General features: G+C 35.2%; 17 protein-coding genes. 1 reads left to right on the forward strand and 16 read right to left on the reverse strand.

Going from position 1 to position 19990, the window contains the following annotated elements; all coding sequences use genetic code 11:
- Positions 1-139: 139 nt before the first annotated feature.
- The 15 genes from A5866_RS07015 to A5866_RS07085 form a co-directional block, all read right to left on the reverse strand.
- Complete coding sequence (locus A5866_RS07015; RefSeq protein WP_086278697.1) at positions 140-967, reverse strand: carbohydrate ABC transporter permease; 828 nt, start codon at positions 965-967, stop codon at positions 140-142.
- Between the two features lie 15 nt (positions 968-982).
- Positions 983-1882 carry a carbohydrate ABC transporter permease gene (locus A5866_RS07020; protein WP_086443972.1) on the reverse strand — a complete coding sequence of 300 codons (900 nt, stop codon included), beginning with the start codon at positions 1880-1882 and terminating at the stop codon, positions 983-985.
- 35 nt (positions 1883-1917) lie between these two features.
- A complete protein-coding gene (locus tag A5866_RS07025; RefSeq protein ID WP_217871535.1) occupies positions 1918-3180 on the reverse strand; it encodes an ABC transporter substrate-binding protein in 1263 nt (420 codons plus the stop codon).
- A 24-nt stretch (positions 3181-3204) separates the two neighbouring features.
- Entirely contained in the window at positions 3205-4515 is a 1311-nt protein-coding gene (locus A5866_RS07030; RefSeq protein WP_086443970.1) for an alpha-glucosidase/alpha-galactosidase, read from the reverse strand.
- A gap of 242 nt (positions 4516-4757) precedes the next feature.
- A complete protein-coding gene (locus tag A5866_RS07035) occupies positions 4758-5600 on the reverse strand; it encodes an AraC family transcriptional regulator (protein ID WP_176332533.1) in 843 nt (280 codons plus the stop codon).
- Between the two features lie 205 nt (positions 5601-5805).
- Positions 5806-6591 (reverse strand): alpha/beta fold hydrolase, encoded by a 786-nt coding sequence (locus A5866_RS07040; RefSeq protein ID WP_086443968.1) that lies wholly within the window; start codon positions 6589-6591, stop codon positions 5806-5808.
- A 24-nt stretch (positions 6592-6615) separates the two neighbouring features.
- A complete protein-coding gene (locus A5866_RS07045; RefSeq protein ID WP_086443967.1) occupies positions 6616-7878 on the reverse strand; it encodes an HdeD family acid-resistance protein in 1263 nt (420 codons plus the stop codon).
- Positions 7879-8029: 151 nt separating this feature from the next.
- Positions 8030-8953, reverse strand: a complete 924-nt coding sequence (locus tag A5866_RS07050) for a hypothetical protein (protein ID WP_086443966.1) — start codon at positions 8951-8953, stop codon at positions 8030-8032.
- Between the two features lie 266 nt (positions 8954-9219).
- Positions 9220-9369, reverse strand: a complete 150-nt coding sequence (rpmG, locus tag A5866_RS07055; RefSeq protein ID WP_002296119.1) for a 50S ribosomal protein L33 — start codon at positions 9367-9369, stop codon at positions 9220-9222.
- Between the two features lie 127 nt (positions 9370-9496).
- On the reverse strand, positions 9497-11614 hold the full coding sequence (locus A5866_RS07060; protein ID WP_086443965.1) for a peptidoglycan D,D-transpeptidase FtsI family protein: 2118 nt from the start codon (positions 11612-11614) through the stop codon (positions 9497-9499).
- A 150-nt stretch (positions 11615-11764) separates the two neighbouring features.
- The gene (gene thrS, locus A5866_RS07065) at positions 11765-13705 is read right to left on the reverse strand and encodes a threonine--tRNA ligase (RefSeq protein WP_086278688.1); all 1941 of its coding nucleotides are present in this window, start codon (positions 13703-13705) and stop codon (positions 11765-11767) included.
- A 574-nt stretch (positions 13706-14279) separates the two neighbouring features.
- Entirely contained in the window at positions 14280-14459 is a 180-nt protein-coding gene (locus A5866_RS07070; RefSeq protein ID WP_086278687.1) for a 2-hydroxymuconate tautomerase, read from the reverse strand.
- Between the two features lie 67 nt (positions 14460-14526).
- Positions 14527-14793 (reverse strand): hypothetical protein, encoded by a 267-nt coding sequence (locus tag A5866_RS07075; RefSeq protein WP_086443964.1) that lies wholly within the window; start codon positions 14791-14793, stop codon positions 14527-14529.
- 406 nt (positions 14794-15199) lie between these two features.
- Positions 15200-16672: a L,D-transpeptidase family protein gene (locus tag A5866_RS07080; RefSeq protein WP_086443963.1), complete on the reverse strand. Its 1473-nt coding sequence runs from the start codon at positions 16670-16672 to the stop codon at positions 15200-15202.
- A 434-nt stretch (positions 16673-17106) separates the two neighbouring features.
- Complete coding sequence (locus A5866_RS07085; RefSeq protein WP_086443962.1) at positions 17107-17958, reverse strand: aminoglycoside 6-adenylyltransferase; 852 nt, start codon at positions 17956-17958, stop codon at positions 17107-17109.
- Between the two features lie 156 nt (positions 17959-18114).
- On the opposite strand from A5866_RS07085, the gene A5866_RS07090 reads away from it, so the two are divergent.
- Positions 18115-18696 (forward strand): YdcF family protein, encoded by a 582-nt coding sequence (locus tag A5866_RS07090; RefSeq protein ID WP_086443961.1) that lies wholly within the window; start codon positions 18115-18117, stop codon positions 18694-18696.
- A 368-nt stretch (positions 18697-19064) separates the two neighbouring features.
- On the opposite strand, the gene A5866_RS07095 is transcribed toward A5866_RS07090, so the two are convergent.
- Positions 19065-19871, reverse strand: coding sequence for a DUF916 and DUF3324 domain-containing protein (locus A5866_RS07095; RefSeq protein ID WP_254907524.1), 807 nt, complete (start codon positions 19869-19871; stop codon positions 19065-19067).
- Positions 19872-19990: the final 119 nt, after the last annotated feature.

Genomic DNA, 19990 nt, shown 5'->3' on the forward strand with positions numbered 1-19990 from the left:
CATCATATAGTAATCATTATTCTTAAGTATCTACTATCCTGATCATTGATCGCTAAATCTGATGAAATTATCGAGCAGCATAAATAAGCAAAGAAGTTTTTGTCCCAATCTTTTCTATACTCGTCACTTCTAGCAACATTTACAGCTTTCCACCAGAAGTTGCAATTCCTTCAATAAATTTCTTTTGAAATACCACAAATACTAGTAACATTGGCCAAATTGCAAGTAAAGACCCCGCCATCAACTGTGGATAATTGGTTGTATATTGACCTTGTAAATTTGCCAAACCAGATGATAATGTCATCTTATCTAGTGACATATTTACAATCAATGGCCACATTAAGTCCTTAAAAGCAAACAATGCTGTAAAAATCGCAAGAGCAACTAAGCCTGACTTTGCTAAAGGCAGCATAACTTTAAAAAAAGTCTGCCAAACATTACAACCATCTAATTTTGCTGCTTCCTCTAATTCATCTGGTAAACCTAAGAAAAACTGTCGTAACAAAAATGTTCCAAATGCACTAACAATCCCAGGTAACACCAAAGCTGGGATGGAATTTAACAGACCCATTTTTTGAACAAGTAAATACTGAGGAATAATGAATATCTGAGTAGGAATCATCATTTGCATCAAAACTAAACCAAAGAACAAATTTCTTCCTGGAAAATGTAGTCTAGCACAAGCATATGCTGCCATAGCACTAAATAAAACAGATCCAACCACTCGAAATAGGATCATTAAAGCAGTATTGATGTAAAACTGAATAAATGGTAATTTATCCAAGACTACCTTAAAATTATTCCACTGAAATTTTTCTGGTAAAATACTTGGAGGGATTCTAACAGACTCGGCTAATGTTTTTCCTGACGTTAAAATCATCCAAACAAAAGGCAGAACCATTATACAAGCGCCCAAGATTAACAGTAAATTGATCAGTACTTTGCTTTTTAATTTTTGTGATTTCATCTGTTTTACTCCCTTCTAATAATTGACCCATTTTTTCTGTACTTTGACTTGAAGAACGGTAATAAGCATGATAATCACTAATAAAACCATCACAATCGCGGAACCATAGCCTTTATCATTCATGATAAACGACTGCTTATAGAACAAGTAGACCAAGGATTGCGTTTTAGGCAATGCAGCATTGGTTTTATCGATCATCATGAAAATCAAATCAAAGACTTGTAATGAATTGATAATCGTTGTAACCATAACAAAAAACAGCGTTGGTGAAACTAAGGGCAAGGTAATTGAGAAAAATTGTTTAATTGCACCAGCACCATCAATTTCTGCTGATTCATAATAATCCTTGGGGATTTCCTGCAACCCAGATAACAATAACACCATATTATAGCCAACTGTGCTCCAAATTCCTACAATCGCAATCGCTAAAATAGATGTGTGTGGATTCGTCAGCCAACTTGCTCCTTTTAGTCCAACCAATGAAAATAAATAATTGATAATTCCGTAATCAGAATTATACAACCAACGCCAGACCATAGCTACAGCTGCTGGAGTCGCTACTACTGGTAAAAAATACAAGGTCCGATAAAAAGAAATGCCCTTTACTTTTTGGTTCATTAAAACTGCTGCTACTAATGACAATACAATGATAAAGGGTACCGCAATCAACGTATAAACTAGAGTATTAATTACTGCCTGAGTAACTTCAGGATCACCAATCAGCTTTTTATAATTCTTTAGTCCTGCCCAAACTGTTTTACCAAAACCTGATGATTCTTGAAAGCTTAATATTAAGGTTTCGATTGCAGGTTTGATATTTAAAATGATTAGACCCATCAAGGTAGGCGCAATCAAAATCGCTCCCCACAGGATTTCTTCTTGATTGTATTTGCGCCTATTTATTTTCTTTTCCATACTCGTCCCCACCTTTTCAAACAAGTATCAAACACTTATTTTAGAATATCGTCAACCTCTGTTTGGATTGTTTTTGCTACATTTTCAGCTGATTTTTTCCCACTTAATAAATCAGCAATTTTTTCCGTCTCTACAGTTTCTACCTTAATAGTTTCGTTTGAGAATGGTCGAATCACTGCATAGTCAAGCATGTCTACATACGCTTTTACATTATAGTTTTCAGTATTTTTGACCCATTCATCTGCTGTTCCTTCATAGGCTGGAATCGCAGCACCGGTTTTAGCTGAAATTAGATTTGCTTCTTTTGAACCTAGATATTCAATAAATTTTAAAGCCGCTTCCTTATGTTTCGTGGTTGCCGCAACGGCATTCCCCAGCCCATTATAAACAGAAGCTCGTTTTATTCCTTGTGGCAGGACAGCAACATCTGTATTTTCTTTCATATAATCATTCTCTTTAAAATCTGCCAACATCCATGAACCAAAAAATCCCATTGCAGAACGTCCCGATTGGATAAAAGAAACAGGTTTATTTTCAGCTAATTGATCAGCACTTGGTGATACTTTATATTTATTGATCAAGTCTGCATAGAATTGAATCGCTTCAACTGTTTTAGGATCTGTAAACGCTGAAGTTTTGCGGTCAGCTGACATGATTTTCCCTTCATTTTGAAAAATGAAATTCCAATACCCTTCATGACCGTTATTAACAGCAGTAAAGCCGTAAATTCCTTTTTCCTCATCAGTCAACTTTTTAGCGGCTGCTAAAAATATCTCCAAAGTCCATGTTTCATCTGGATAGCTGATACTGGCGTTATCAAAAAGTGTTTTATTATACCAAAGACCGATTGTATCAATGTCTTTAGGCATAGCATATTGTTTCCCATCTAAAGCATACAGCTCAGAAATATTTTTAGGAAAGTTATCTAAACTAGTTTTTTTACTCGTTTTTAAAGTCTCTGTTAGATCCATCAATATTCCATTTGACATGTAACGATATGACTCATTTGAATGCATCCAAAATACATCTGGCAAGCTCTCTCCTGTGGCAGCTGCATCTAACTTTGTCCAATATTGATCCCATGGTGTTACTTCTACATTAACTTTAATATCAGGATTTTCTTTTTCGAAAGAATTGGCCATTTCTTTCATCCCTTTTTCCTGATTCGTATCCCAAATGGCGTAGGTGATTGTTTGTTTCCCCTCATTTCTCCCATCTTCATCGCCTTTATTTTCCCCACAACCAACAATAAACACGCCGCTAATTACTAGTAAAGACAACACAATTATTTTCTTCATGATAGATTCTCCTCTTCTAATTATTTAGTGATATTCTGGTAAATAGTCGCCGTGAGCTTCAATCAATTCATCTACCATTGCCTTAATCTCATCAATCGATAATTCTGAATTTGTATGAGGATCTAATAATGCTGCTTGATAAATTTTCTCTTTTTCCAACGTCATTGCGGCCTCAACAGTTAGTTCTTGGACATTGATATTCGTGCGATTCAAAGCTGCAAGCTGTGTTGGTAGATCGCCAACATAAGTTGGCTGTATGCCGTTTTTATCAACTAAACAGGGAACTTCTACACAAGCATTTTCTGGAAGGTTTGTAATCAAGCCTTTGTTCAAGACATTCCCTGCAATCACAGTTGGATTGCCAGTTGTAATTGCATCCATTATATATGAAGCATATTCTCGGCTTCTCTGATGCTCCAATGAACCATTGTGGACAATATCATCCCGCTGTTTTTTCCAATCTTCAATTTGTTTCACGCAACGCTTTAGATATTCATCAATTGGAATATTCAATGTTTCAATTAATTCTGGATAATTTTTCTTAATAAAATATGGGTGATATTCTGCATTATGTTCGCTAGATTCGGTGACATAATACCCGAAGTGCTTCATCAACTCGAATCGGACAGCGTCATCATGAGGTCCCTTTTTCAACTTCGCCAATCGCTTGATTTCTGGATAAAAGTCTTGCCCTTCTTTTGTGATTTCCAATAACCAAGCCATATGGTTGATACCCGCAATTTTCCATTGGAAAGCATTTAAATCATACTCTTGATCTATTTCTAAATGTTTAAACAACTCTGGTACGCAAACTTGAACGCTATGACATAAACCAACCGTTTTGACTTTCGTTGCCTTCAGCATGCCCATTGTCAAAATACACATTGGATTCGTATAATTCAATAGCCAAGCATTCGGACAAACTGCTTCAATTTCTTTAGCAAATTCAAACATAACTGGTAACGTTCGCAAACCTCGAAAAACCCCGCCAATCCCTGTTGTATCCGCTATCGTTTGCTTTAATCCATATTTTTTTGGAATATCAAAATCAATTACAGTGCTTGGCTCGTAGCCCCCAACTTGGATTGCATTGATTACAAAATCGGAATTACGTAGTGCTTCTTTACGATCTGTAAAGGATTGGATCTTTGCGCGTCCTGCATTCGAATTTTTATTGATCGTTTTTAACATCAATTCCGACTCTTTCAAACGGACTTCATCAATATCATATAACGCAATTTCTGAAGCTTGTAAACTTGGTGTGAGCATGGCATCCCCTAATACATTTTTAGCAAAAATCGTACTGCCTGCGCCAATAAAAGAAATTTTTGTCATTTTTTTTCCTCCCCAATTTTTAGGTAATATCATGTCAATTCGCTTTTGCTTCATTTTTATCAAACAATAAAAAGAGAAGCAGATTTTCTTTTTCAGTTGCTTTGTAGCCACTCTTATCATGTGATAAGTCCTAAATGTTTTGCCGTATTTTTTAACATCTTTCAATGCTGCTCAACAAAACCATTATAATTGAAGCGCTTTCATTTTCACATAACATTATTTTAGAAAAATAATGCAATTTCTTATCTTCTTTGGCCAGAAAAATTGGACGGTGAACAACCAAACTGATTTTTAAACGCTCTCGAAAAAGTTTGACTACTCTTATATCCAACTGCTAGCGCAACTTCTGTAATTGGTAAATTGGTTGTTTCCAATAAGATGGATGCTTTCTGTAAACGAAACTCTTTTAAATATCCCATTGGTGAAAAACCAATTTCACCCTTAATTACTTGGCTCAAATAGGAACTATTCAAGCCCATTGAATGACCGATTTCACTGATTGAAAGTTCTTCACGATAATAATTGTTTTTTACATACAACAAAAATGATTCACTATACTTTTGTTTTCGGCTTTCTAAAATAGAAGAATGAATCGTTTTTTCCTGTAACTTAAATCCAGAAAATAAAGTAAGAAAACGAGCTTGATTGATTAATTTCTCCCGATCATCAAACATATTAGAAGTCATTATCTCTTCAAAGAGTTTTTTTACTCCCTGTGTCTGCTCAACTTTTCCTACATAATCTGAGGAGCCGATCCCATTACTATAAAGAAGCTCTTTGACCATTGTACCAGAAAAACCAAACCAATAATACTCCCAAGGATCCTTAGCATCTGCTTGATAGAATGTCATTTCATTTGGTTTAATAATAAAAAAATTACCAGCTTCTAAACGATACTTAATTCCATTAACCTCATAAGCTCCTTGCCCTGAAACAATATAATGAACAACGTGTTCTTCTCTCATCGTTGGTCCGTGATGATGTCTACTTTCACAAAGTTCATGCCCAATATTAAAAAAATAAAAATCACTAAAAAATTGTTCTTTCACAAAAATATCTCGATAATTTCTCTGTTTACCCACCACAGCGTTCATCTCCAATTAACTTTATCCATGATCTTTCTTTATTATTAATTCCATTATAGCTTACCCTTTAAAAAAGAGAATCATTCTTTGTGAAAAATTAAAGTATTCATGTGTAAAGTAAAAAAGTGTTTGAAACGTAACGCTAAACGTCATGCTTCAAACACATGTGATCAAACACTATAGGAGAAAGTAGCTACTATTTAAGTCAATTTCCTCTGCCAAACTGTTCCTCTTTTTTTAATTCTTTTTCAAAAAACTCAGCCACAACATCCATCATTTCACCTTTGACCAAATGCCCATCGCCAACACCCGTTATAAATTGACTATTTTCAGCATATGGTTGATCTTCAATCATTTGGTAAAAATCGGCCATATCTTCATAGGGAATTTTAGGGTCATCAGTACCATGCCAAAATAAAACAGGTCGTTGAGCCAATCTTTCTGGTACTTTGGAAAGATCATAATTTGCTACCCAGCTAAGCAATAACGGTAAATCTTTTGGTACAAAAAAATCCATTTCTGCTGAGCGTTCCATCACCCGCTCAATATAACGCAATGGTTTAGGTGTCCCCATCATACATGCTGCTGTTTTGATTTCCGGATGTTGGGTCAGTAAAGCACAAGTTGTAATGCCTCCCATAGAAACACCGCCAACACCAATTTTTCCAGATTCGATCAATCTTTGTTTATCAAAATGGCGAACTAATTGTGCAAACTCAATAATATTATATTGGATACTTGCCCAAAATGTTACCGAAGGAATTGGTGAGATCGGTCCAGTTTTTCGCTCACCATGATTCATTGCATCAGGTAAAATCACTCGGATTCCTTTTCTCGCCAATTTTCTTGCTTGGGTTAACGACAATTCTTTGGCAGACTGCCAACCATGATAATAAATCACCAAGGGCAAAACTTGATCTTTACTTTCTTCTGCCACAACTTCTAATACTGGAACTTTCTTGATATAGCGGTGACGGATACTGATTTTCATTTTATTCTCTCCTTAAAAGCTGACCTAATTATAAACCTCAAAGCTGATTACATTACTATCGGCTCGCTTAAACTCATTTCTTAAAAATTCTAGATAGGTTCCTGGCGTTAAAATACCATTAATTGTCAGTAGATCGATTCCAGTGGGTCCTAAAATCGTATCTGCCAGTAACACACAATTCGTTGTCAAAACAAAATAGGTTTTAAATGCTCCATGATGAAATTTATGGAGCTGGCAGTTGGACAAATTGGTTAATAAGCTGGCATAATCTGTATAGCTTCCATGTGGATCACGCTGTAAATGAGATGCCCAATCATAAGAACTTTGGCGGATATCATTTATACTTGCTCGAATCCCCTCACGTTGTTCATCTGTTAATTTAATGCCAAAACAAAACAATGTTTTTTGATCGTGCTTGATACAAAAAGGAATATATTCATCCCGTTTGGCACCCGTTACCAAAACACCATCACCAATTGTTTCAAAAAGATGAATCGAATCCCTATCGTAATTCCCATATGAAATAATTTCCCCTTCAAAAGAAAGATCCATGTGTCCAATCGATCCAAAACTTTTTTCAGTTACATGGATGAAAATTTCCAAATCCGGTTTAATAGCTTCTTTTGTTTCTTGAATTTTAGCAATAGTATCGTTTTTTCCGGCTGAATCAGGTTCTAATAAAGTATTTGTTTCTTTCAAAACAAATCGTGGAATCAACGCTTCAATAAAAACTGGCGGCGTCAAACGAATCTTTCGCTTAAGCTGATCAATAGTTTTTGTTGGGAAAAATAATCTCATACCCAGACAAATATTGATCACACCCAACAAAACAAAATAAACAACTAAACAAGTCAGAATTTGATTTCTAGATAAAAATGCGGAAAAAAGCAACAAGGTTCCAATGATACTTCCTCCAATACCTGAAACCAATAGATTCAATCGACCAGCGAAACTATTCTGTTTATATGTCCAATACTTTGCGAGCAATGCTACACTTTTAATATCGATATAGACTCCGAATAGAATCGTCAAAACATCAAAGGAAAGTGTTGAAATAACAAAAAAGATCGCCAATGTAATTTCTAAAAGACTGCGAATCAGTCTTTCTTTTTTATGTTCTTCACGTTGAAAAAAGTGTGAAACAGCATCGATCACTAAAAGAATTGGAATCAATAAATTAAAAAAAGAAAAGACTAGTCTTGGTTGATTTTGGATAAACGCACCAAGTCCAACTAGGATGGTCCCTGTTACAAGCAGATACAATTGGTTAAAACGAACTGAATTCACAAATATACCTCCTGCTTACAAATAGAGTTAATACAGATCTATGATTTCACAAAAGCACCCCTACGATGTGTGAAAACAATCTTATCTTAACTCTTAGTATAGCTATTCTATATGCGGTTGGCGAATAAAAGCAATTTCAATTAGAACTATTTCACTTCACTCTTTTTCTTCTTTGTCTACGCTTTATAATCACTCGTAAACGTAGTAAAACAAGAATAAACAGAATGACAAGTAACATTCTTGAAACGATAGTAATCACTATCTTGACAACGCTTGTTTCTTTTTTTGTATTTTGCTTATAGCTTGCTTCAATTGCCTTTAAGGCTTCTCGTGGAACCGGATAACCTATCATTCCCGTCTTATCGATATCACAAGCATTGGCATAATTTCCTAAACCATCGCTACTCCTAAGATACATCTTTCCTTCAATCCCCTCTCGATTCAAAGAAAGACTAAACACACCATTCTTATCAGCAGTCGTTTCTTGATAATGGTACTCATCATTATCCGTATAGAATAGTTCTATTTGATATGTATTTTTTGATGCTGGCATTTTAATTTTACCAGAGATCTTTTTATGCTCTTTATTAAAATCTACCTCTGAAAAAAAGATTGTCATTTGGTCGCTACTCACTAAATACGGCACATTTTTGTAATGGTAAATAACTCCTTCATTAGAAGTAAAACATAAATCTGTTGAATAAATCCCAATTTTATCTGTTTTTACTGGATTTTTCTCATAATACATATCTTTGATCTTGATCTTATCACGATAGTAGATTGTTTCAATAAAGCCACTGTAATGATGTGTTGGACCATTCAATAAAAATGTTGAAAAAGCCACATAGGGACTATTATCAAAAGGAAATTCCAAATAAACCTCTGCCTTTTTCTTTTTAACACTTGTCGTTGTACCATCTAATACCTGCTTACGAGCATACCGACTCGTCAAATCATTTAAAGCATTTAAAGCATTAAAACTTGATTCAGTAGCAGGCTCCTCAATGTCTTCTCCATAACAAACAATTGGGAAAACTAACATTAACAACCAAACAACCAACATTTTCTTTCTCATACAAAAACTCCTTTTACAACTCTGTAACACATTTGGCATCTAACAGACATCATTAATAAAATTTTTAAGTTTTCTTAAACTTTATTCACTGTATAACCAACATCCCATTCTCAATAGTATAAATAAAACTCTACATAAAGGAAAGTATATTTTGAATTTACTTGTTTCTTTTTTAAAGCCGCCTAGTCAATTACTATTTTTCAATAAATAGGATAAAAAAAACTAACTCCTTATTTAATAAGAAGTTAGTGTAATGATACAAAACCTTATTTTGTTTCACGGTGTAAAGTAACTTTTCTTTCACGTGGGCAATATTTTTGTTTTTCCAAACGATCAGGATTGTTACGTTTATTTTTGCTTGTTAGATAGTTACGTTCTTTACAAGAAGTACATTCTAAAGTAATGTTTACGCGCATATGCTTTCCCTCCTATATCTAATGTTGTATTTCTAAGATATTTCTTAGCCTCAAATATCATATCATGTTTATTCCAGAATTTCTACCCTTTTAGTAAAATTTGTAAAGGAAAACTACTTTACAAATCTTATTGTGCTTTATACTCAGCATAGGCATTAACAATCGCTGTTACCATTGATTGGTTTGGTCTAGTACTTTCACTCGTTAAGTGGGGTAAAATCACACTTACAGCGATTTCTGGATCATTATACGGGGCATAAGCAACGACATTACTGTTAACAGTTACATGCTCGCCAACATTGGTTTCGGCGGTCCCTGTTTTAGCAGCGATATCAAGTGCTGCTCCTTGCATATATTTACCAGTTGTAAAGATGCCATTACCATGAACAACATCATAAAACCCATTTTGGATGATTTGCATTTGCTCTGAAGAAATATCAACTTTATTCAACTCTTTAGGTTTCAGTTCTTCTTTCAGCTCTCCAAGTGATCCGTCTGCTTTATTTTCATAGATCCCATCAACTACACGCGGTGCAATTCTAGTCCCGCCATTTGCCACAGTTGAAGCGTATTGTGCTAATTGCATTGCTGTATACGTGTCATATTGTCCAAACGACAAATCAAGTAAATGACCTGGCATTGGCGCAAATTCAGAATCAAAGTCCTTATTAGAAAGACCAGTTGATTCGCCTGGTATATCGATTCCTGTCGAAACACCCATACCATATTCGCCAAATGTTTGACGTAATACATTAAATAAGGTTGGATCGCCTGTTTTATACGGTAAGACCATATTATATTGATAATCTGTCTTCATCATTTTTAAAACTAATTTCATCATATAAGCATTTGAGGAATACTCTAAAGCTTGCTCTGCACTAAGTGGTATTTGGTTACCTGGAACCTTATTAAACACAGATGATTTTTGTTCACTTCCATATATTTGCAATGGCTCATCGATCAAAACATCATTTCCAGAAATTACCCCTTGCTCATACCCCGCTGAAATCGTTGCGCCTTTTACCACTGATCCTGGCTCAAAAGCTTTATTAATCGTGGCCAAAGGATTAGAGGTCAGCTCATTTGTCGCTAAATCACGATCTAAGGCCACCATTGCCATCACAGCACCTGTTTTAGGATTCATTACAACAACATAGGCACCGTCTGAATAAGCAGCATTTCCTGTTGCTAGTAATTGTTGATACTGTGCTCTCACAACCTCTTCGATTTTCGCCTGGAAAGCCATATCAATAGTTAGTTTTAAGTTTTCACCTTTTTTTCCTTCTGTAACAGGTGTTTGTGTAATGGTTTTTCCCTTACTATCTAAGGTTACTTCTGAAACCCCTTTTTTACCTTGGAGTACATCTTCATATTGTTTTTCTAAATAACTTGTTCCGACACGGTCATTTAATTCATATCCTTTAGCAATATACTCGTCTGCCTCTTCTGCAGGTAAGCCGGCTTTTTGAGAAGATACCTTGCCTAAAAGGTTCTTAAGGTCTGTGTCATGTGGATAATCTCGATCCCAATCCATTCCAGTCGATACTCCGGCAATTTCTGAGGTATGCTCACCGATTATCGCAATTTCATCCTGAGTAACTCCTTCATTTTTAATGAACGCTGTATTTAGTTCCTGCACAGCATTCATCCGCTTAAAGATCGTAGCAGCTTGCATAGTATGTTCATCGAAATTGACTTCTTCCGGTGTTACTTTTTCGACAGTTTTAACATATAAGGTTCCTTCATCCGTGATCTTGTTGCCTTTTTCATCTGTCTTATCTGCATCAGTCAACCGTTTTTGAGCAGCTTTCAAATTATCCGGATTAGCCAACCAGAAATCTTTTTTATCACGTTCTGTTAATTCATCTGCCGGTACATGAATCAGGTCGTTAACCTTATTTGCAATCGGCACTAAATCTTTTGCTTGAACTTTTTTTCCACGTGTATACGTGATTGCCAAATTAGCTTTATTTCCTACTAAAAGGTTGCCTTTTGCATCGTAAATTTCGCCCCGCGGTGCACTACTTTTGATTTTTAGCGCTGAATTTTCTTCAGCTTTTTGCGCATACTGCTGTCCTTCAGCGATCTGCAAGTAACCTAGGCGAACGATCAATGCCACAAATAAACCAAAAATCACGAAAAACAATAAGTTCAGTCGAAAGGGAATATGTGATTTTTTACTTTTTTGGGTCATTGGTTCTTCATTGTTATTTTTTAATTTATCTAAAAAGCTCATTTTTTTCATTTATCGTTAATCCTCCATATGAGAAAAGTCTCGCTTCTCTATTGTAACGAAAAAATGCAAAAAAAAATAGGGGTAATCCCCTTACTAAGAAAATATTTAATTTTTATAAAAAAAATAGACAAAGCATGATTGCTCTGCCTATTTATTTTATTATCTTCTACTGTAATTCGAAACGTCTGCGACCATGCTATCAACAAAGATATTTAAATCGATCACTTCGGTTTCTTTACTACCATAACGACGAATGTTCACAGTCGCATCATCCATCTCTTTATCACCGACAACGATTTGATAAGGAATTTTTTGTGTTTGAGATGCACGGATTTTATAACCCATTTTTTCATTGCGATCATCGACTTCGATACGTAAACCTTGTTCTTGCAGACGTTTTTTCACTTCATATGCATAATCAGAATGAGCTTCAACGGATACAGGAATGATTGTTGCTTGAATTGGTGCTAACCAGGTTGGGAACGCGCCTTTGTAAACTTCTGTTAGATAAGCCACGAAACGCTCCATTGTTGAAACGATTCCTCTATGGATAACTAATGGACGATGTGTATTTTCACCATCTTCACCAACATAAGTCAAATCAAAACGTTCTGGTAATAATGCATCAATTTGAATTGTTGATAACGTTTCTTCCATTCCTAGCGCAGTTTTTACTTGAACATCTAGTTTAGGACCATAAAAGGCTGCTTCACCTTCTGCCTCAAAATAATCAATTCCTGCTTCATCTGCCGCTTCTTTGATCATCGTTTGCGATCTTTCCCACATGGCATCATCATCAAAGTATTTCTCTTTATTGTTCGGATCTCTCAAGCTCAAACGGAAGCGATAATCTGTTACATCAAAATCAGCGTATACTTCTACCATTAATTTCAATGTACGTAGGAATTCTTCTTTGATTTGATCTGGACGAACAAAAGTATGTCCATCATTCAAGGTCATTTCACGCACACGTTGTAATCCAGATAAAGCACCTGATTTTTCATAACGATGCATCATACCAAGTTCAGCAATTCTAATTGGTAGTTCACGATAACTGTGGATATCATTTTTATATACCATCATATGATGCGGACAGTTCATTGGACGGAGTACTAGCATTTCGCCATCGCCCATATCCATTGGTGGAAACATATCTTCATGATAATGATCCCAATGACCTGATCTCTTATAAAATTCAACATTGGCCATAATTGGTGTATACACATGTTGATAACCTAAGCTGATTTCCTTATCTGTGATGTAACGTTCGATTGTACGGCGAATTGTTGCACCTTTTGGTAACCAGAAGGGTAATCCTGAACCTACATCTGGATTAAGCATAAATAAATCAAGCTCTTTCCCTAGCTTACGGTGATCACGTTCTTTGGCTTCTTCGCGCATTTTGATAAATTCTTTTAAATCTTTTTTATCAAAGAAAGCAGTTCCGTAAATCCGTTGCATCATTTGATTGTTAGAATTTCCTCTCCAGTAAGCTCCAGCTACTGATAATAATTGGAAGACTTGGATACGTCCAGTAGATGGTACATGAACCCCACGGCATAAATCAACGAAATCACCTTGATCATAAACTGTAATGATTTCATCTTCTGGAAGCTCTGAAATCAATTCAACTTTATAAGGATCATCTGCAAATAATTCTAACGCTTCGTTTTTTGAAACAACTTTACGAACGATTGGATTATTTTCTTTGACGATTTTCATCATTTCAGCTTCAATAGCAGGTAAATCTTCAGCTGTGATTGGATTTTCCCCATTATCAGTATCATAATAAAAGCCTGAATCGATTGCTGGTCCTACACCAAATTTAATTTTTGGAAATAAACGGCGTAATGCATTCGCCATTAAATGAGCAGATGAGTGACGTAAAATCCCTAGTGCATCCTCATGATCTGGTGTTACGATTTCAATCGTTCCATCCTCTTCGATTGGACGAACTAAATCTATTAATGTACCATTAAACTTCCCTGCTAAGGCTTTTTTAGCTAAACTGTTACTAATGCTTTTAGCAATATCTAATGTTGATGAGCCAGCCTCAAATTCTTTGACTGCGCCATCTGGAAATGTAATTTTAATTGACATTTTTGTTTCCTCCTTTAGTAAATTATGATTGAAAAGATAACAACTCTAACAGATCATGTACGGTTATAAGCCACTTTGTTCAACGAGTACTGTTCATCATCCACTCTGGCAGAGCCAATCATGGTGATATTCAATAACTTCCTTTTGCAAACAGAATCTTCTCTCTTATTTTCTTAGTACGTGGCTTTGCTTGATTCCCTAGTATGGATACTTCGCTCGACTACGCTCGCCAAGTACTGTTCATCATCCACTCTGGCAAAGCCAATCGTGGTGATTCACAGCAAAAAGTCCCAGCATCTGAATTTGATCAGATACTAGGACGAAAAGTTCGTGGTTCCACCTATTTTTAAACATGACAAACAGTCATGTTCCTCAAGCGTGTTAACGGTACGACCGCCTTTGTTTCAACAAAGGTTGGAAAAAGTGGTCATTCCTTGCGCGGGTCTGGAAAATTTTCAGCCGAGATTTTCCTCTCTAAAAGACTGCTTACAAGTTCAGGTGTCTTTCTCATCAATCATTTATGTGTTAATTTAAACACTTTCTTAAATAAAAAGCAAGTATTTCTTCAAAAGAATCATTTTTTCCAAGTTCCACCTTGAGCATAGCGGTCTTTTTTCATTTCATTTACGATAACATGAATATTTTCTTGCGGTGCTCCCGTGTTTTTAGAGACAACCTCTGTGATCTCTTTGACCATTTTTGTTAATTGTTCTTCGCTGCGTCCTTCGATTAGTTCGACATGAATAAATGGCATAGCGTTTCCTCCCTTCAATTGTTGATCGTCCTTGAATCTATGATAGCACTTTTAACTTAAAAATTATTTATTTTTCAGCACTTAATATAAACATTGAGGCATCTTGATTCATAAATACGTTTTCTCTTTGATAAAACGTTTCACTTGATACTGCCCTAAAGGCCGCTTCTTCAAATTGTTTGCGAAGTTCGGCCTGAATAAAACCATTATGAACTTTGTCATGACTGATTTTTTCATTTTTATCAAAGTCGACTACTAAGATACGACCACCAGGATTCAACGTTTGATATAACGATGTCAACAATCCGATTATATCTGGTACATGTAACAACACTAGTGAGACAACAATGATGGCAGCTGTTAACTCAAAGGTATTTTCTTTAGAGAAACTGCCTACAAGTGTTGTTGCGTTGGTCCGTTTTGTTTGTTCGATTTTTTAATCGACAATCCGAATCATTTCTTCAGACGGATCGACGAATAGTATTTTCTTAAAACCAGCGGCAATTTCTAAGCCAATCAAACCCGTGCCACAGCCGTAGTCTAGTAAGGTTGCTCCAATAAGATTTCCAATTTTTTTTGAATCTCTGTCGTTATGATATTTGCTAACGCTAATTGTTTTGGCGAGTCGTAATGATGGCCGATTTTATCAAAGATATTCATAGGCAATTTTCTCTTTACGCTAATGTTTTAGTCGATTTATTAAAAAAAGAAGCCCGTTTGGACTTCTCTTAACTATTCTTTTAAGCTGGTTCACCATAATCAACAGGTTTATCAAATTCTCCTGGTGCATCATCATAAATGTGACCATAAACGATTACTGGCATTCCAGCATACGCACCATTGAAGATTTGAGCAACAGCTGCTCCTGGTGTATTGATACAACCGTTACTACCAAAATTAGTTTTATAGGCTTCTTTGTTACCAAAATACTCTGCTTTATAATCAGCATCATGAATTCCGATTTGTGTCACAACACCACCAAAACTCTTTAATGGCATCCAATATTTTACTGGTACACTATATTTTGAACCATCAAGCATTTCGCCTTCCAACTTTGTATCAGTATCTTTGTACAAAATTGTATGGAATCCAGGTACTGTCGCAGTTCCTTTGTTATAGCGTCCTGTGATCACATCTGTTTCAACGACTTTGGCACCATTTTTAAAGAAGTACATCTTTTGATCGTTTAAGTCGATTTCAACATAATCTTTATCAACCGTTGAAGATTGTGTTACATCACCATCGATCGGTACTGTGATTGTTTCAGTATCTTTATCACTATTAAGTGCTTGAACAAGTAAATCTCTTGTTTGTGGCATATTGATGTCCCAGCCATAGCTACCATTGTTTTTGTATTTCGTTGTTACGCCATGAACATTTTTAAAAATGATTGGTTTGAAGATTGAGCCATATTTTTGATTTGTTTGTTCTACCCAAGCATAAACTTTATTTGGATCAACATTTCCCGCTGTATCCATAAACGATTGTAGTTCTTCTTTTGTAAGCGTCAATTTTTCGCCATTTATATCAAGCGTGATCGCTTTATTTTCTTTTTTGGATAACGAAGCTAACTTTTCTTGTAGTCCTTTGTCGTCTTTTGTCACTGTTGGTTTTTGATAAAATTCTTTGACATCATAGACGTAGCTACCTTTATTTTCATCAACATCTTTTAGAACTTGGTTCATCAACGCTTCTTTATCAACCGCTGTCCCAATTTGTTCTGGTAAGATTTGGTAGTTACCATCAACTTTTTCGATCCGAGCATCTTGACTTGGTGTTCCTTCTTCGAACGTAAGTTCATTTAGTTTGTTTTTCAATTCATTCTTGTAATCTTCATTGATCGGTAATTTGATTGAACGATCACCCATGTTTTGTTTCAAATATTCTTCTGTTATTTGATATTTTTCAGGCAAAGCGATTTTTTCTTCTTTACCATTTACTTTAATCACAACATCTTCAGCTTTATTCAGTTGTTCTAGTTTTTCTTTTGCAGCTTTTGCATTTAATAAACTGATATCAACACCATTCGCTTTGGCTGTGATAAAAAAATGAGATTGAAAATAAACGAGACCGCCCGTAAATACAAGTGCTAAACAAGTTAATAAACCAACTATTGGAACTAGCCATTTTTTCTTTTTCTTATTTGGCTGCTTCTTATTTTGCGGCGCTCTTGCATTTTTAACTGAGCGACTAACTACTTCTTCATTTTCCATTGAGCTATCTTCCTTTTTTTAAATTTATATGCTTACTTTGAGGCAATGCTTTCTCCTGTTTCAAAAATAGTGTAAAAGGAATACAAGCTTCCTGTGATTATTTTAAATTTTTCCTAACAACAGCTACTTCAGTAACTGCATTTTAAAGATAGTTTAGTTAAAATCCTTGTAATCTTCAATTATTTTGCTTACATATGAGAAAAAATTCATGTTTTTTATGTATAAGTGCTTAATATCATTTTTTTCTAGTAAACAGGATACTGCAACCGTCAAAATTCGATACAGTGTACTTATCATTCTACCACACATAAGGGAGAGGAAAAAAGACTATTTGCTAATATCTTTGATGAAATTCTACTATATTTACAATAAACTTTAAAATCTTCCTTAATCCTCATCCAATTATCTAAAAAAAAGTGCAAGAAAGAACTACCTTAGCAGCTAGCACTAAAATCTTTTGTATAGTTCATAACTTTTATAGCTGTTTTTTGATCATAATCAAAGTGATTTTTTTGTGCAAATTTCTGAGCATAATGATCAAACTGCTTTTGTAGTGAAATCAATGCGGACCAAATAAATGAAATGCTAGAGCTATTCATCGTTGCCAAAATTGCTTCATATTCTTCTTTCATTAGATAGTTAGGTAAGTACTTATAATTTTTGCCAACACTAATTTGATAGCCATGTTCTGATCCTACTTGCCAAGATAACAAACGTAACAATTCTTTTTGGCATATTTCATTTAGATGATCCGCTGCATAGAACAATTCATTACGGCATAAGCCTTTTACAATATAAGTGCTGACCCACCAAAATTCATTGCAGCAATCCAAAAATTCTGCCTGACTTGGACGTTTTACCCAGTAATCTTGATCGGTTGCTGCTGTTAACCTCGGTAATACTTGCTCTTTGTCCAATAAAATCTCAGCTAAGTGATCACCTTCATTCCAATTATCTGCCTGTTCTTTAGGACACAAAGTCAAATCGATCCGATTGCCATCATCAAACAGCATCAAATAAGTAAAGCGGCCATTCCCTGTTGGTGAAAACAAAACCATATCCTCCGGCGTTTGCATAATTAAACGTGGCCCGAATTGGTCAATCCATGACGGATCTATAACAAAAGCCTCAACTGATTCTACAACATACACAATATCATAATCTTGAAACAAATCTTTAGGTGCTTTGTTATTTGTTCGTGAACCATTCAATCCCACGGCCAACACTCTATCATCTCTTTTGGCTGTCTCAGTAATCAATTGAAACATTTCCTTCTCTGTTCTCATATGGTCCTCCTTTTTTTCGCTCTACATAAAGTGTACGTTACGTCACTAGCTATGTTATACTTTCTCTTAAAATCGTTAAAAAATCTTTAAAAAAGAAAGCATAAACACCATTTTCCTTACTTATCTACTACACTGTACAAGAAAGGTTGTGGTGTTATGAAATGGGTAAAGCGAATAATGTTGATAATTATAAGTTTGGGCTTTTTATATACAGGTCTCGTTCTGTTCCTAATTTTTAGCGGAACAAAAGATCAGCCAACTTCAACACCAGATACTGTGCTTATCTTAGGTGCACAAGTCAAAGGATCCTCAAAAGACAACGCCTATCCAAGTACTGTTTTAAAAGAACGCCTAGATGCGGCTATTCCCTATTTAAAAGAACATCCAAATGCAACTGCTATCGTTTGTGGCGGTCAAGGCTCTGATGAACCTGATAGTGAAGCCAATGTCATGGCTGAATATTTAAGAGCAAATGGAATTTCACAAGAACAAATCTTGGCAGAAGATACCTCGACACGAACCAAAGAAAACATTCAAAACGCTCAAAAGAAACAAGCGCTAGGAAATACTGTGATCGTTACAAGTGATTTTCATCTTTATCGTTCAAAACTATTAGCAAAACGTTTAGGGATTTCTGAAATCAGCGGACTTCCTGCCGTTTCTAAATCCTCCGCTAAGTTTAAAACATATGCACGGGAAGTCGTAGCTTTGGGGTATGGATTGCTTTTTGATTACTGATTAGGCTTTTGCTGTTTATAGTGATTCACCCCCATTTCCAAGAGCTGGAATGGGGGTGTAAATGAAAAATTATTTTGTTAAGTAGTTGTTAATATAAAATTACACTACTCAGTAACTGCCAAAAAACATACTTTTTTTCTTTTATTCTATTCTTTCAGATCTATTTATTTTTCTGGTTTATCTAGGCTATTTTTTAGTTTTTCATACTTTTGCTGTTCTTTTTTCATTTTTCGATCAAAGTAGTAAATAATGCCTAATATCACAATTAATATGCCTGCCCCTATACTAATAACCACTATCCAAGGAAATGAATGTCGTTGATCTAGCGGTAAGTTGAATGCTGTCGCATTATATTTTTTGGCCTCTTTTTATTTTATTTCAAATTTTCTTTCCCAACTCCAGTCTTTATACCCATCATTTGCTTTGATCTTAACCGTATAGTTGCCGGCAACAAAAGGTTGCTCCTTTAAATCGATTTTATAATTGAAATTTGTATTTGGTGCCATCGTTAAGGATTCTTGACGGTTTTCATACCTAGGCTTCGTTTCATTTTCATAATAAAGCTTTACATCTAGCTGCAACTTTTTGATCATTGCTGGTTTTTTGTTTTGAATATTCATAATCACTGCATTATTACCAGTCATCTGTGTCGCCTTGACATCATTCAATGCTAATTCTGGTTTGATTTCTTGATCTGTCTCACTCATTAATACACCAACGACATAAGAAAAACGATTGCCTACAGCTAATGCTCCTTGACTTTTTTCTTCCTTATCTTCTTTTTGCTCAAAATAAAGACCACCTAAAACATATCCATCAAAAGACTCTTTAGGAATCTCGACAACATCTTCAACTATTTTCGTTGATTTCTTCGGTAAAATAATTTCTTTAGGCATTTTTGCGATTTCACTAAATGTGAACACTGCAGACGAATCTTTTTTAGCATCATTATAAGAATAATCAACGATTCCATTATCATTTGTAATCGCTAAATTTGCTGATGCATAAACTGTAACGTCTTCTTCTGTATCATTGGTTAGCTCTACACTAAGCGTTTGCGTTTCACCTGGCACTACTCTTAAATCAAAACAACTGATTTCCTTACTGTGTTGATTTTCAGGCAAGATCCCTTTCACATTAAAATTGATCTCACTAGCTTGACTCGTAACGCCCATACTATACTCATAGACAATAATAGAAAAAGAATGGCAAACATTCGTTGAAACAGCCTCTTATCCATGATCAAAACTCCTTTTTTAAATGCTTATGGTGATACTTAAGCTTGAAAAAAAGG

Source organism: Enterococcus sp. 12C11_DIV0727 (assembly GCF_002148425.2).
Taxonomy (GTDB): domain Bacteria; phylum Bacillota; class Bacilli; order Lactobacillales; family Enterococcaceae; genus Enterococcus_L; species Enterococcus_L lemimoniae.

Excerpts from the sequence above, each read along its gene's own strand:
- A5866_RS07090 (WP_086443961.1), top strand. The coding sequence starts at position 18,115 with ATGAAATGGGTAAAGCGAATAATGTTGATAATTATAAGTTTGGGCTTT.
- A5866_RS07095 (WP_254907524.1), bottom strand. The coding sequence starts at position 19,871 with ATGGGCGTTACGAGTCAAGCTAGTGAGATCAATTTTAATGTGAAAGGG.
- A5866_RS07040 (WP_086443968.1), bottom strand. The coding sequence starts at position 6,591 with ATGAAAATCAGTATCCGTCACCGCTATATCAAGAAAGTTCCAGTATTA.
- A5866_RS07015 (WP_086278697.1), bottom strand. The coding sequence starts at position 967 with ATGAAATCACAAAAATTAAAAAGCAAAGTACTGATCAATTTACTGTTA.
- thrS (WP_086278688.1), bottom strand. The coding sequence starts at position 13,705 with ATGTCAATTAAAATTACATTTCCAGATGGCGCAGTCAAAGAATTTGAG.
- A5866_RS07070 (WP_086278687.1), bottom strand. The coding sequence starts at position 14,459 with ATGCCATTTATTCATGTCGAACTAATCGAAGGACGCAGCGAAGAACAA.
- A5866_RS07025 (WP_217871535.1), bottom strand. The coding sequence starts at position 3,180 with ATGAAGAAAATAATTGTGTTGTCTTTACTAGTAATTAGCGGCGTGTTT.
- A5866_RS07030 (WP_086443970.1), bottom strand. The coding sequence starts at position 4,515 with ATGACAAAAATTTCTTTTATTGGCGCAGGCAGTACGATTTTTGCTAAA.
- A5866_RS07050 (WP_086443966.1), bottom strand. The coding sequence starts at position 8,953 with ATGAGAAAGAAAATGTTGGTTGTTTGGTTGTTAATGTTAGTTTTCCCA.
- rpmG (WP_002296119.1), bottom strand. The coding sequence starts at position 9,369 with ATGCGCGTAAACATTACTTTAGAATGTACTTCTTGTAAAGAACGTAAC.
- A5866_RS07060 (WP_086443965.1), bottom strand. The coding sequence starts at position 11,614 with ATGAAAAAAATGAGCTTTTTAGATAAATTAAAAAATAACAATGAAGAA.
- A5866_RS07085 (WP_086443962.1), bottom strand. The coding sequence starts at position 17,958 with ATGAGAACAGAGAAGGAAATGTTTCAATTGATTACTGAGACAGCCAAA.
- A5866_RS07020 (WP_086443972.1), bottom strand. The coding sequence starts at position 1,882 with ATGGAAAAGAAAATAAATAGGCGCAAATACAATCAAGAAGAAATCCTG.
- A5866_RS07080 (WP_086443963.1), bottom strand. The coding sequence starts at position 16,672 with ATGGAAAATGAAGAAGTAGTTAGTCGCTCAGTTAAAAATGCAAGAGCG.